This window comes from Flavobacterium rhizophilum, assembly GCF_046000485.1.
GTDB lineage: Bacteria > Bacteroidota > Bacteroidia > Flavobacteriales > Flavobacteriaceae > Flavobacterium > Flavobacterium rhizophilum.
On sequence record NZ_JBELQB010000017.1, the window covers coordinates 46,495 to 62,092 of the forward strand.

General features: G+C 35.8%; 8 protein-coding genes. 5 read left to right on the forward strand and 3 right to left on the reverse strand.

Annotated elements, in window-relative coordinates:
- The first annotated feature begins 225 nt into the window (after positions 1-225).
- From ABS768_RS17105 to ABS768_RS17125, 5 genes are all read left to right on the forward strand, one after another.
- Positions 226-2,781: a glycosyl hydrolase 115 family protein gene (locus ABS768_RS17105; RefSeq protein WP_408076175.1), complete on the forward strand. Its 2,556-nt coding sequence runs from the start codon at positions 226-228 to the stop codon at positions 2,779-2,781.
- A 39-nt stretch (positions 2,782-2,820) separates the two neighbouring features.
- Positions 2,821-4,962 carry an alpha-glucuronidase family glycosyl hydrolase gene (locus tag ABS768_RS17110; RefSeq protein ID WP_408076176.1) on the forward strand — a complete coding sequence of 714 codons (2,142 nt, stop codon included), beginning with the start codon at positions 2,821-2,823 and terminating at the stop codon, positions 4,960-4,962.
- Positions 4,963-5,379: 417 nt separating this feature from the next.
- Positions 5,380-8,448 carry a SusC/RagA family TonB-linked outer membrane protein gene (locus tag ABS768_RS17115; protein ID WP_408076177.1) on the forward strand — a complete coding sequence of 1,023 codons (3,069 nt, stop codon included), beginning with the start codon at positions 5,380-5,382 and terminating at the stop codon, positions 8,446-8,448.
- A gap of 10 nt (positions 8,449-8,458) precedes the next feature.
- A complete protein-coding gene (locus ABS768_RS17120; RefSeq protein ID WP_408076178.1) occupies positions 8,459-10,405 on the forward strand; it encodes a RagB/SusD family nutrient uptake outer membrane protein in 1,947 nt (648 codons plus the stop codon).
- Positions 10,406-10,573: 168 nt separating this feature from the next.
- Complete coding sequence (locus ABS768_RS17125; protein WP_408076179.1) at positions 10,574-11,611, forward strand: LacI family DNA-binding transcriptional regulator; 1,038 nt, start codon at positions 10,574-10,576, stop codon at positions 11,609-11,611.
- 7 nt (positions 11,612-11,618) lie between these two features.
- Here ABS768_RS17125 and ABS768_RS17130 read toward each other — a convergent pair whose 3' ends face one another.
- From ABS768_RS17130 to uxuA, 3 genes are read right to left on the reverse strand one after another with little or no spacing between them, the layout of a single operon-like run.
- Positions 11,619-12,983, reverse strand: a complete 1,365-nt coding sequence (locus tag ABS768_RS17130; RefSeq protein WP_408076180.1) for an MFS transporter — start codon at positions 12,981-12,983, stop codon at positions 11,619-11,621.
- Positions 12,984-12,988: 5 nt separating this feature from the next.
- Complete coding sequence (uxaC, locus tag ABS768_RS17135; RefSeq protein ID WP_408076181.1) at positions 12,989-14,404, reverse strand: glucuronate isomerase; 1,416 nt, start codon at positions 14,402-14,404, stop codon at positions 12,989-12,991.
- A gap of 15 nt (positions 14,405-14,419) precedes the next feature.
- Positions 14,420-15,592 carry a mannonate dehydratase gene (uxuA, locus tag ABS768_RS17140; RefSeq protein ID WP_408076182.1) on the reverse strand — a complete coding sequence of 391 codons (1,173 nt, stop codon included), beginning with the start codon at positions 15,590-15,592 and terminating at the stop codon, positions 14,420-14,422.
- Between the last annotated feature and the right edge of the window lie 6 nt (positions 15,593-15,598).

Below are 15,598 nucleotides of genomic sequence, written 5' to 3' on the forward strand. Positions count from 1 at the left end.
TATGAGGAAGTTTATATGATTTTTTTGTTTTCTCAATGCAGAGAAAGAAAATGCATATTTCAAAAATATAACATAATTATAGTGCTCTAATCGAAACAAAATGAAAGTTACGAATACGTTTGCGCTTATATTTCAAAAAAATATGAGAATTAAGAAATTTAAAAGGTATTATTGAAATACAAAAGTTTAATATTTACGGTATATCCTGGGATTAATTAAAATATAATGAAACAAATAATAACCTTTTTAATAACCTTAGTCTCTTTAAATAGTGTTGCACAGGAAGTTATAACTAATATTAATAACGGAATGGATTTTCCGGTTGTTACAACAGAAACTGTTACCTCAGTATTTTATGATAAGAATGAAGATTCACTTGTATCAATAGCAGTAAACCTTTTTACAGATGATATTGAACGTGTAACAGGGAAAAGACCACAACAGCTTACAAAGATTAACAAAGAAAAGAATATCATCATAATAGGTACCGTAGAGAAATGCAGTTTTTTTAGGGAACTTGAAAAAAATAAAAAAATAGATTTTTCTTCCCTAAAAGGAAAATGGGACGGGTATATGATTCAGGTGGTTAATAATCCTTTTAAAGGAGTTGACAAGGCATTGATTATTGCAGGTAGCAATAAGCGGGGAGCAGCTTATGGTGCTTTGGAACTGACTAAACAAATGGGAGTTTCTCCCTGGTACTGGTGGGCAGATGTACCGGTAAAGAAAAAAGAACAGGTTTTTGTAAAAAGCAATGTAAATATTAATGATGCTCCTAAAGTAAAGTACAGAGGGATTTTTATAAATGATGAGGCACCCGCGTTAAGTGGCTGGGTGGAAGAGAATTTTGGGAAGTTTAATCATGAGTTTTATACTAAAGTGTTTGAACTATTGCTAAGAAACAAAGCCAATTATTTGTGGCCTGCAATGTGGGGCAGGGCTTTTAATGATGACGATAAGCTTAATCCGATATTGGCCGATAAATGGGGAATTGTTATGGGAACATCTCATCATGAACCAATGCTAAGAGCTCAGGAGGAATGGAAGAGATATGGCAGCGGAGCATGGGATTATACAAAAAATGAGGTGGTTCTTAAAGATTTTTGGAAAAAGGGTATTGAGAATATGGGGGCTCATGAAAGTTTGGTAACAATTGGTATGCGTGGTGATGGTGATGAACCTATGACTGAAGGTACTGCCACAGCGCTTTTAGAGAGAATTGTTAAAGACCAACGCAATATTATAGAAGAGGTAACCGGAAGGCCTGCAGAAGAAACACCTCAGGTTTGGGCACTGTATAAGGAGGTTCAGGATTACTATGATAAAGGTATGCGTGTGCCCGATGATGTTACATTACTACTGTGTGACGATAATTGGGGAAATATAAGAAAATTACCGGCGAGGAATGAAAAGGAACGAAAGGGCGGATATGGTATATACTATCATTTTGACTATGTGGGAGGACCAAGAAATTACAAATGGATAAATACTAATAATATAGCCAGGGTATGGGAACAAATGCATTTGGCATGGGAATACAATGTGAAACAGATATGGATTGTAAATGTGGGCGATATAAAACCGATGGAGTTTCCTATTTCTTTCTTTCTGGATTATGCGTGGAATCCTGATAAGTGGACACCTGATAATTTAAGGGATTATTATACACAGTGGGCTAATGGTCAGTTTGGAGATACCTATGCCAAAGAGATAGGTGTTGTTTTGCGAGAATACGGTCAACTGGCTTCAAGGCGAAAACCTGAACTGGTTGATGAAAACACGTACAGTATTGAAAATTATGACGAAGCTTTCAGGGTAGTTAACGAATACAAACAGTTATTGGAAAAAGCAGAAAAAATTGAGAAACAATTACCAAAGGACTATAAAGATGCTTACTATCAATTGGTTTTACACCCTATACAAGCCAATGAAAATTTACATAGGATGTATGTGGCTGTAGCGCTGAATAAAAAGTATGCAAATCAAAATAATACAAAAGCTAATGTTTATGCAGATTTAGTGAAAGAACTGTTTATAAAAGATTCCCTTATTTCTAAGCAATATAATAAAGAGCTGTCTTCAGGTAAATGGAATCATTTTATGGATCAGACACATATAGGTTATACCTCTTGGTTTAATCCTAAAAACAATATAATGCCATCGGTATCCTATGTTTCAGATGATGCTAAAATTAAGCCCTATAACGAGGTTACTGAGGTTGTTAAATCTTCTAAAGAAGTGGCTATAATGGATACTAATACTGTTTTTTATGAAAAGGATGGTTATGTTTCCATCGATGCAGAAAACTACAGTAAAGCAAACAACACAAATGGTATTGAATGGAAAATAATACCAGATATAGGGCGTACCGCATCAGGAGTTAGTCCTTTTCCGGTAACGGCGGCAGCCCAAGATCCAAATTCGGGCGGACCTAGTCTGGAATATACTTTTTACAGCTATGAGGACGGTTCGGTAAATATACAAACCTACTTTTCTCCAACACTTAATTTCCATAATACGGATAGCGGATTATGCTATGCTGTTTCGGTAGATGATTCCCAACCTGTTATTCTTAGCATAAACGCAGAGAAAGGAGAGAGGGCATGGGCTGGTTGGGTGGCAAATAATATCATTATTAAAGAAACCACATTAAAGGAACTTAAACCCGGAAAACATATACTTAAGATATGGATGGTTGATCCGGGCATAGTACTTCAAAAAATCGTACTGGATTTTGGAGGTATGAAAAAAAGCTACTTAGGTCCGCCTGAAACCAGATAACGAACTCACATTTATATTTAATTGCAATACCACATAAATATGACACCAAAATTCTCACGAGGATTTTTATTTATTTCAATCCTTTTATTTCCTTTATGTCTTAAAGCCAATGATGGTTATGACCTTTGGCTCAACTACATAAAAATTGAAAATAAAACACTACTTGATAAATATAACAAAGCTTTTAACGGTTATTATATCACAGGAAATTCTGAGACTCTAAAAGCAGCAGAAAATGAACTTAAACGTGCTTTTTCAGGATTACTGGGCACTAAGCCTAAAGTTTTGAATTCTATTACAAATAACTGCATTGTCCTGGCAACAAAAAATGAGTCGGTGCTCAATGGTCAAATCTATGCTAAAGATTATGAAGCATTAGGAAAAGAAGGCTTTATAATTAGGTCGGTAAAAATTAACAGCAAAACCTGTACATTAATTACTGCTAATACTGATATTGGTATTTTATATGGAGTTTTTCATTTTATAAAACTTATACAAACACAGCAAATAAGCAACAAGCTAACTATTACTGAAATACCGAAATTAGATATAAGGGCTTTAAATCACTGGGATAATCTTGATGGTAGTATAGAGCGTGGTTATGCAGGCAATTCCTTATGGAAGTGGGATGAATTACCTAATACAGTTGATAAAAGATATATTGATTATGCAAGGGCAAATGCTTCTGTAGGAATTAATGCTACAGTATTAAATAATGTAAACTCCAATCCTAAGATTTTAACCAAAAGCTATCTTGAAAAGGTAAAGGCTCTCGCAGATGTTTTCAGGCCATATGGTTTAAAGGTATATCTGTCTGTTTCATTTACTTCTCCAATAAAACTGGGAGGTTTGCCTACTGCAGATCCACTTAACCCACAAGTAATTGACTGGTGGGAAGCTAAAGCTGAAGAAATATATACGCTTATTCCTGATTTTGGAGGTTTTTTGGTAAAGGCAAATTCGGAAGGACAACCGGGACCTCAGGATTACGGGCGTACACATGCAGATGGGGCTAATATGTTGGCTCAGGCTTTAGAACTTTATAAAGGAGTTGTGATGTGGAGGGCTTTTGTTTACAATAGTGATCCTGAAGAAGACAGGGTTCTTCAGGCTTACAATAGTTTTAAACCTCTTGACGGTCAGTTCAAAGACAATGTACTTGTGCAGATTAAAAACGGTCCTATAGATTTTCAGCCAAGAGAACCTTTTTCACCACTATTTGGTGCAATGCCTAATACTTCACTTATGATGGAATTTCAAATTACACAGGAATATTTGGGATTCTCAAATCATTTGGTTTTCCTTTCCACCTTGTATGAAGAAACGCTGGATTCTGATACCTATGCTAAAGGAAAAGGAAGTACAGTAGCAAACGTGATTGAAGGGAAATATTCCTCTAATAAGCTTACAGGTATGGCAGGGGTATCAAATATTGGCAATAGCAGGAACTGGTGCGGGCATCCTTTTGCCCAGTCTAACTGGTATAGCTTGGGAAGGCTGGCCTGGAATCCTGAAACATCGTCGGAAAGCATAGCAGACGACTGGATACGTATGACTTTTTCAAACGATAAAGAATTTATTGTGCCTGTAAAAAAAATGATGTTAGAATCCAGGGAAACTACTGTAGATTATATGACACCTTTAGGACTGAACCATATAATGGCTTATGATACACATAGAGGACCGGGACCCTGGGTTGATACTGCAGCACAACCGAATTGGAAATCTACATACTATCACAGGGCAGATAGTATAGGTATTGGTTTTGATAGGACTACAAGTGGTTCTAATGCGGTATCACAATATTATCCTGCTGTAAGGGACACCTTTAACTCTATTGAAACATGCCCCGAAAATCTTTTATTATGGTTTCATCATGTTAGCTGGAAGCATAAAATGAAATCAGGTAACACTTTGTGGGATGAAATGTGCCAGCATTATTATAATGGTGTAGATAAAGTAAGGAAAATGCAGTCTTCGTGGAATAAACTAAAATCTTTTATTGATGATGAGAGGTTTAATAAAGTAAAGCAGTTGCTTGAAGAGCAGCAGGAGGAAGCTGTGATTTGGAGAAACTCATGTGTACTTTATTTTCAGACTTTTTCAAAAATGCCTATTCCGGGAGAACTGGAAAGACCTGAAATGCCATTAAGCTATTATATTGATTTAAAAATAGAATAGCTTTTCAATCAATAATTCCATTTTTTATATAGGCCATTATGAATGTATTTTTTAAATCTACTTCTTTAATGATTTTTAAGTACTATGATTTAATTATTTCTCTATTAACAGCTTTAAAATAAAATATCCACAAATTAGGTGTTATTTTTTTGAAGATAATGTTTTTATTGAATTTTCAACTAAAACGTATTCGTAGCTTTTATGTATTAGATTTTTAACTTAAAATAAGAAAATTTTACTTTTGGTCTATAACACCATAAGGTGGTTTAAGTAATTAAAAAATAGGTTTTTAAATCATTACTTAAAAAATTTAGAGGGTGTCTTACGCTTAGTTTACGAAATCGATTTAGTAAAGAGTATTCAATGAATATTCAAAAAACAAACACAAATATTATTAATAACCAACTACTAACTATTATGAAAAAACTCTACAAAGTATCAATTAAACCCCATCGCCTTTTATTGGTTTTGGCTTTAGTCTTTAGTACGCATTTGTGCTGGTCTCAGGATATGAATGTAAGTGGTAAAGTTACTTCGGGGGATGATGGTATGGGGATACCGGGTGCTCTGGTTGCAGTTAAGGGCACTACAAACTCTGTAGCTACAGATATAGATGGTAACTATACTATATCGGCACCCCTAAATGCTGTATTACAGTTTTCATTTATAGGTTACCAGTCTCAGGAAGTTACTGTTACCGGAAATACTGTAAATGTAGTATTACAGGAGGAGTCACAGGAGCTTAACGAGGTCGTGATTGTAGGTTATGGTGCACAACGCAAAGAAGCTGTAACAGGATCTGTAGTGTCTATAAAAGGAGATGCCATAAGAGAGGTACCTGCTCCTAATATTACACAAGCATTACAAGGTCGTCTTGCAGGGGTAGAAATCAATCAGACTTCGTCGCAACCTGGTGCGTCTATGCAAATACGTATAAGGGGTGCACGTTCTTTAACAGCAAGTAATAACCCTTTAATTGTATTAGATGGTATACCATTTCCGGGTTCTTTAACAGATATAAGTACGGATGATATTAAAAGTATAGATGTACTAAAAGATGCATCTGCTACTGCTATTTATGGTTCCAGGGGTGCTAATGGTGTAATTTTAATAACAACTAATAGAGGAACACTAGGTCAAAAGGCCAAATTTACTTATAGCTCATATTATGGAGTTAGAAATGTCTTTTCAGACTATCCAATGATGGGTGCAGCCAAATATGCAAAATTACGTGCTGATGCCGGAATGTTTTCAAATGGGATTGATGAGTCTGATGATATCAATACTGATTGGCAGGATTTGTTTTACAGAACCGGAACTGTAGAAAATCATCATTTTAATGTATCGGGAGGATCTGCTACGGGCAGCTATAGTTTTAGTACAACATATTATAAAGATGAAGGAGTTATACCACTTCAGGATTATGAACGTTTTTCACTGGTTAGTTCTCTGGATCAGCAAATAGGTAATTATGTAAGAGTTGGTTTTAATACAAATAACAATTATTCAATTACTAACGGAAGTACTTTAGGCACTTATGGTGTTTTAAGTATGTCACCACTGGCAAATCCTTATAATGAAGACGGTTCATGGAAGAGAACGGTAAGTATGCCTTTAGACGAGCAATGGGTATATTCTAGGGATATAATGAATAATCTTGGTGATAGTTTTTTAGATCAAAATAAGGCTTTTGCCTCATATAATACAGTATATGGTGAGGTGAAAATTCCGGGGGTTGAAGGATTAAAATATAGATTGAACTTAGGAGGAAACATTAGGATGAGTACAGGAGGTACTTATACAGGAGAGGGAGTATTCAGCACAAATCCAGATACGCCATCAATAGCTACAATTAATAATTCTTTTAATAGTAACTGGGCTGTTGAAAATATACTTAGTTATGATCGCACTTTTGGAGGTAAGCATACAATAAATGCTATTGCTCTTTATTCTGCACAGGAAAACTTCTTTAACAGCTCTTCCATTTCAGCAAGAGAAATACCTTCAGATGCATTCCAGTTTTTTAATTTAGGACAGGCACAAGGGGAAGTAACTATAAATCCGGCAAATCAGAGCTATCAAAAGAGTGGGTTAGTTTCATATATGGGACGTTTAATGTATTCTTATGATGACCGTTATATGGTAAGTGCAACTTTTAGGTCAGATGCATCTTCAAGACTTGCTCCGGGGCATCAGTGGCATTCTTATCCGGCTGTTTCTGCAGGATGGAATATTGCTAATGAATCTTTTATGAACGGACTGGATGAAATTAGTCTTTTAAAATTGAGGGTGGGTTATGGTGAAACTTCAAACCAGGCAGTTGACCCATATAAAACTTTAGGATTACTAAGTACACGTCCGTATAACTTCGGAGGTGATTTCGTTACCGGATACTATGTATCTGAACTGCCAAATCCAAATCTGGGATGGGAGTTTTCAAAAACATGGAATTATGGTCTTGATTTTGGATTATTTAATAATCGTTTATCAGGAACTTTAGAATACTATGTACAAAATACAAATAATGTATTGTTAGGGGTTAATTTACCGCCAACAGCCGGAGTAGGTAGTTATACCGCTAATATAGGCGAGACGCAAAATAAAGGTTTTGAGCTTTCCCTTAACGGTTTAATATTAGATAATCCAAATGGTGTAACATGGAGTGCCGGTTTCAACCTTTATTCTAATAAAAATAAGCTAACAGCACTAGCATCAGGGCAGCAGGAAGACGAAGCCAACTGGTGGTTTGTGGGTAAACCGATAAATGTTATTTATGATTATAACAGGCTTGGATTATGGCAGGAAGGAGACCCTTATCTGGATATATTAGAGCCGGGAGGTAATGTTGGTATGATTAAGGTAGAATATACCGGAGATTATAATGAAGATGGTACACCAACAAGGGCTATTGGCCCGGATGATCGTCAGGTTTTAGATGTTAATCCTGATTTTCAGGGAGGTTTCAATACTAATGTGAACTATAAGAATTTTGATTTAGGTATTGTAGGAGGTTTTCAGAGCGGAGGTATACTTATAAGTACACTTTACGGTTCTACAGGATATTTAAATATGCTTAATGGGCGCAGGGGGAATGTTGACGTTGATTATTGGACTCCTGAAAATACAGATGCCAGATACCCTAAACCGGGAGGTATAACTAGTGGTGATAATCCTAAATATGGAAGTACATTAAGTTATTTTGATGCTTCTTATGTAAAAATAAGAACTATTACACTTGGCTATACCTTTAATCAGGACTTTATTAAAAAGGTAGGTATAGATAAATTAAGGCTTTATACTACTGTGCAAAATGCATTTGTGTTATACTCTCCTTATCACAAGGAAACCGGTCTTGATCCCGAACCTAATTCATATGGTAATCAAAACGCAGCTGTGACTGATACTTATCAAAGCAGGTTACTTACAGTAGGAACTAATACACCTGCCACACGTACTTTTATGCTTGGTTTAAATCTAACATTCTAAAAAAACTATTATGAAAAATTTAAAAATAAAAACTATAGCAGCTACATTTTTTGCAACTGTAATGTTTGTGGGGTGTAGTGATGAAATTTTAGAGGAACAGCCACGTAGTATTTATACCCCTGATTATTTTAAGACAGAAGAAGGGGTTTATGGAGGGTTAACATCAATGTATGCTCATTTAAGATATATATACGGGCAGGCTTATTACTATAATAGTTGTCTTACAGGGACTGATGAAGTAACCTATGCCCAAAGTGCTGATGCAAACTTTAAAGATATGGATCTTTCGGGGGTTGGGCAGGTTACTAGTGTTACCAGTCGTGCCGATGTTTTGTGGGGTGCTGCTTTCCCTAATATTAATACAGCAAATGGTATAATAGAAAATGCCACTGAAGTAGGTACAATACCAGAGGCACTTATATCCGAAGCAAGATTCTTTCGTGCATTTGATTATTTTATGCTGGTACAAACATTTGGCGGTGTTCCGTTAGATTTAGGTACCGGAGAGCTAAAGTTTAATACAAATCCGGTAAGAACATCTGTTCGTAATACAGTTCCCGAAGTATATACTAAAGTAATATTTCCTGATTTGTTAACAGCTATTAATGATTTACCGGAAGCAGGACGTGTTACTGGCGGAGTTACCAAAACAGTTGCGCGCCTTTATTTGGCAAAAGCATACTTAACTTACGCATGGTGGCTTGAGAATCCTAACAATATTCCAACCTATCCTGATACTTCCAGAGTAGACCCTGATGGGCAAAGTGCACAATGGTATTATCAGCAGGCTTATGATATTGCTGTAGAGGCTATAGATAATCCGGGACCATTTGCTTTACAGCAAACCTATTATGATGTTAATTTGGGTTCTAACGACCGTAATAATGAGATACTCCTATATGCAGATCATACTGAGGCTAGTGAATTTTATAATGGAGCAAGTCTGACTTACAGTAATGGTACAGCACCTGATAATTTTGCAGGATGGATGATGACCTGGAATTACACCAATATTAGAAGTGCTGCCGATCAAACTCACGAAACCCTTATAAGCTCGGTACAACGAGAAGCTTCACAGCCTCTTGGGCGCCCTTGGACACGTATGTGTCCTACTATCGAAGTCATTACAAATACATTTGCAGATAAAACAAATGACTCACGATATGACGGCACTTTTACAACTGTTTATCGTGGTAACTGGCAGAAAGGCGGAGTAACTAATGAATTTTTATATAATGCTAATAACATGGAGGTTTATCCGGGTGATGCCATATTAACCTTTCTGAATGAAGAACCTACAGAGTTAATTGATTATTCAAACTCTACATATAAAAGTAATATTGGTGCAGGTGTCTTACCTGGCAGGGCAGACTATGTAATATCGCCACAAGGTATAAGCAGGCTTACTTATCCGGGGTTATGGAAACTGGGGACTTACCGTACTGATAATGGAAGTGGTTTAGGACAGCCTAATGCGGCCAGTACACGCCCTTTCAATATAGCAAAGTTCTCCGAACTGTATTTTATAGCAGCAGAGGCTAATGTAAAAGGTGCATCACCACAGGGAGGTAAAACTGCTTATGATTTGATAAATGTTATTCGCGCCCGTGCAGGTATGTGGCGTTGGGATAACAATGGTAATATGGTTAAGAATGAAGACAATAGCGCGGCAATGGTAGCTGCTACACCAACAAATATTGATATTAACTATATTCTTGCCGAGCGTTCACGTGAATTTTACGGGGAAGGTTATCGTTGGTTCGATCTTGTACGAACACAAAAATGGAATGAGTTAGCTTCAACCTACACTATTTGTGGTTCAGATACTGGTGATCACACACCACAAACAATTCAGCGTAGTATAGAACCTTACCTTTATTTACGACCAATTCCTCAGGGGCAGCTTGATGCTATGGTAGGAAATACACAAGATTATCAAAATCCGGGATATAATTAAATTAGTTTGTGTTAAGTTGAGTTTAAACCTGTGACAGCTACTGTTGCAGGTTTAATTTTTTATATCGATAAAAAAATTATTATAATTAATTCCTATAAATGGTTAATTGATCAATATTTTATTGAAAATTATTATAATTGCTTTACCAATTAATCAATACAATTATAAATGGCTAATATTACAATAAAAGATATAGCAAAAGCACTTAATTTTTCTGTTTCAACCATTTCAAAAGCTTTAAATAACAGCTATGAAATAAGCGCTGAAACAAGAAAAATAATAATTGATTATGCTAATCAGCATAATTATCGGCCAAACAGACTGGCAAAAAGTCTTAAAATAGGGCATACTAACTCAATAGGTGTTATTGTAAACTCTTTTTTCAGCAGTACTTTTCTGGCTCAGGTATTAGATGGTATTCATAAGGCTTCCAACGAGGTAGGCTGTGATATTATTATAATGCAGAGTTATGAAAATGTAGCGAATGAAAAAGCTTGTTTAGACTCTTTGATCTCTAAAGGAGTTGATGGTATTTTATTGTCTCCTGTTAGCGAAACTTCTAATTCTGATTATATCAATCTTATTAATGAAAAGCACTGCCCGGTTGTTTTGTTTGACAGGTTAAATCCTGAAATTAAAACAACTAAGATTGGAGTAAATGAATATAAAGGAGCTTTAGAGGCTACCCAGCATCTTATAGATATTAACCGAAAAAGAATATTATTTATAACCGGAGATAAATTTGGTGATAATAATCAAAGAATTCAGGGGTTTAAAAAAGCGTTAAAGAATTTAGATATACCAATTAATCCGAGGTACATGGTTTTTTGTAGTCTCGAAAACACTGATGAAATGGATGCCAAAATAAGTAATTCCATACTGGGGTTAATTGAACAAAATATAGCCCCTAATGCCATATTTGGTGCTACAGATGTTATTACTACCAGAAGTTTGGGTATTTTGGCAAAATTAAAGATAAAAGTACCCGATGAAATTGCGGTAATAGGTTTTGCAAATACCGATATTGCTTTTTCCCTTAATCCTTCGCTTTCTGCGATTAGGCAGCCGGCAAAAGACATGGGGTATTTAGCACTTAAAAAACTTATTGAGCTTATAGAATGCGCATCAAATACAAAAAGGACATCATTATATGAAACTATATTACTTGAAACGTCTATAAATATAAGAAAATCTACAACCCTGTAATTAGTAGTTATTTTAGTTTAGGCACCAAAAGTTTCATTATAAACCAGGCAAACAAATAGGCTACTGCACAAAAACCGAACACTATTGTATAGCCCGAAGTTAGGTCTCCCGAAGCTTTATAGGCATCAAAAAGCCTACCTACAAGAAAAGATGTTAAAGCTCCTCCTATACTTCCGGCCATGGTTCCTATGCCTATTACGCTGGCTATTGCATACTTTGGGAACATATCAGATACTGTAGAGTATAGGTTTGCAGACCATGCCTGATGTGCAGAAGCACATGTTCCTATTAAAAGTACCGGAATCCAGAATGTTATTTCGCCTAACGGCTGAACTAATAACACAACCAACGGTATAAGAGCTATAAAAAACATTGCCTTTCGTCTTGCAGGTGCAGTGTCGTACCCTCTTTTAATGAAGTATAAAGGAAACCATCCGCCACAAATACTACCTACCATGGTCATGCTGTATAATAAAGCCAATGGCAGGGTAATATCGGTGTTTTTTAATCCGAATTGTGAAGTGAGATAGGAGGGAAGCCAAAAAAGCAGGAACCACCATACACCGTCTGTAAAAAATTTCCCCAATGTAAAGGCCCATGTTTCCTTAAAAGCCAATAATTTAAACCATGAAGTTTTAGTTTCCTTTATCTCTTCAGGAGCTATATCATTAACTTCACTACCCTCTGTTATATATTCATATTCCTCAGCAGTTAATCTTTTTTGTTTTGAAGGATCATCATAATAGATCCACCAGAAAACAAGCCATACAAAACCTAAAGATCCTATTATGATAAATGAACTCTCCCAACCTAAGTGATAAGCAATCCAAGGAACAGTAAGTGGTGCCAGAATTGCCCCTATATTTGACCCGGAGTTAAATATACCTGTTGCTAACGACCGTTCTTTTTTAGGGAAATATTCTGCAGTTGCTTTAATAGCAGCAGGGAAATTAGCTGATTCACCAATTGCAAGAATTGCCCTTGCTATGATGAAGCCAGCCACCGAAACAGATATACCCGTGATGCCTAATATTCCTAAAAGATCTGAAGTACCCTTTCCTATGGGAATAGCAAAAGCATGTAATATGGCTCCTATAGACCAGATTATTAAAGCTATGGCATACCCTTTTTTTGTACCTATTTTATCAATAAGCCGACCTGAGAATAGGGTAAACAATCCATAAGTAAGTTGAAAGACGGCAGTAATCAACCCATAATCAGTATTGGTCCATTTTAATTCTTCCTCAAGAATAGGATGTAATAAACTTAGTACCTGCCTGTCCAGATAGTTTATGGTTGTACCAAAAAAGAGTAGTGTACAAATTGTCCAGCGATAATTACCAATATTGTTTATGAGTTTTGTTTTATCCATCTATATTAACTTTGGTTCAGGTTAAAGTATTTTTTTGCATTGTAGTAACAGATGTCGGAAATTACAGATCCTATCCAGGTAACATCATTAGGCAGGTAGCCTTTTCTGATATCCTGGGCAAAAAGGTTACATAACAGTCTCCTGAAATATTCATGACGAGAATAGGAAAGAAAACTTCTTGAATCGGTAAGCATCCCGATGAAAGTACTTATCAGGCCCTGATTAGAGAGTGCGTTTATCTGATTTGTCATTCCGTCAAGCTGGTCTAAAAACCACCAACCTGATCCATATTGAATTTTCCCCCTGATGCCTTCGCCCTGAAAGTTTCCTGTCATTGTCGCAAATAGTGTATTATCAGCCGGATTAAGATTATATAATATGGTTTTAGATAATTTGTTGGTAGTTTCCAGTTCATTTAGTAATATGGACAATGTTTCAGCCTGTTTATAATCTCCTACTGAATCAAAACCGGTATCACGGCCTAAAACGGAAACTTTATATGCATTACTATTTCTTAAGGCTCCTAAATGAAATTGCTGTACCCATCCTTTTTGGTGGTACATTTTACATAACTCAATCAACATGAAATACGTAAAACTTTCTTTTATTTCAGGAGCTTTACTGTCATTGCCATTTAAAACCTCCTTAAATATTTTCTCAATATCAGATTTACCAAACTTTCCTTTATGAGGTATGGCACTTAATCCATGATCTGAAGATACACATCCTGCTTTATCAAAATAATCAACTCTTACTTTAAATGCCTGCAGTAAGGATTCCAAATCTGTTATTGTAATATTGGTAAGCTCCCCTAATTTCTTTACATAGTTTCTGAATTTATTTCCGAAATCAATATTAAATATTTTGTCCGGACGAAAAGTAGGCAGTACTTTGATTTTTGAATTATCATGACGTATTTTAAGATGATCTTCAAGAGAATCAATAGGGTCATCTGTAGTGCCAACCATTTTCACATTGAAATTACTTAGTAATCCTTTTGCTGAAAAGGACTGTGATTTAAGTTTTTCGGAAGTTGTATCATAAATTTTGCGGGAAGTGTCCTGATTTAAAAGTTCCGTTATACCAAAGGGATTTTTAAGTTCCATGTGTGTCCAGTGAAATAACGGGTTTCTTAAGGTATGAGGTACTGTTTGTGCCCATTTAGAGAATTTTTCATAATCAGAGGCAGTACCGGTTATATATTCTTCTTCGATACCCAAAGCCCTCATGGCTCTCCATTTATAATGATCGCCTTTTAGCCATGCTTGGGTTATATTTTCAAAATTTATATCATTAGCAATAGCCGAGGGAGATAGATGAGAATGATAATCTATTATAGGTTGATTTTGAGCATAATTAAAGTATAACTGCTCTGCAATATCAGATTCAAGAATGAAATTATCTTTTAAAAAGAATGACATAGTGTAATTTTAAGATTATTGTCCCATAATTCCAAGTTCCAGGCCTCGTAGTTCTGCCAACCCTTTGAGCCTTCCAATGGCCGAATATCCGGGGTGTGATGTTTTTTTAAGATCATCAAGTATCTGATGTCCGTGATCGGGCCTGAAAGGAATAGGGACAGAACGGTTATTATTTTCTTTTACGATAGCTTTCATAACGTCATACATATTAACATCACCGTCTAAATGATCTGCTTCATAAAAATTACCTGACTTATCCTTTTTTACATTTCTTAAATGTATAAAATATACCCTTTGTTTTACGGCCTCAAATATTTGAGGAATGTTATTATGAGTACCTGCACCTAATGAACCGGTGCAAAAGCATATACCATTAAAATCATCTTTAACCTCATTAATTATATATTCAAGGTCTTCTTTATTACTTACAATTCTTGGTAGCCCCAATATAGGGTACGGAGGATCGTCAGGATGGATTGTCATCTTTATTGCCTCCTCTTTGCAGACATCAGCAATTGACTTGAGGAAATAAATAAGGTTTTGCCTTAATCCTTTATGACCAATTGACTGATAGGTTTCTATACTTTGCTGTAGACTCTCAAGAGTGGTACTGCTTTCCCCTGGCACTCCCATAAGGATAATATCCTTTAAAGTGTTACTTTCCTGTATAGTAATTGTATTTTTTATTTTTTTTGCCTGCTGTAAAACAGCATCAGAATAGTCTTTTTCTGCATCTTTTCTTTTAAGAAGGTAAATGTCAAAATAAGCTACTGAAGCCCATTCGAAGTAAAGGGCTTTTGCCCCATTATCAAGCTCTAAGTCCAGTTTTGTGCGTGTCCAGTCTAAAACCGGCATAAAATTATAGCATACAGTTTTTAAGCCACAGGTACTCAGGTTTCTTAGTGATGCTTTGTAATTAGACAGATACATTTCTGCATCTTTACTACGTGTTTTTATGGCTTCATGAACAGGGACACTTTCCACAACAGACCAGGTTAAGCCTGCATCCTCAATCTGTTTTTTTCTTTTTTGAATTTCTTCTATAGTCCAAATCTCACCATGCGGAATATGATGCAGTGCAGATACTATTCCGGTAGCTCCAGCCTGTTTTATATCTTGTAGGCTAACAGTGTCATCGGATCCATACCACCTCCAGGTTTGTTCTAGTTTGTTTTTATAAATATTCATAAATCA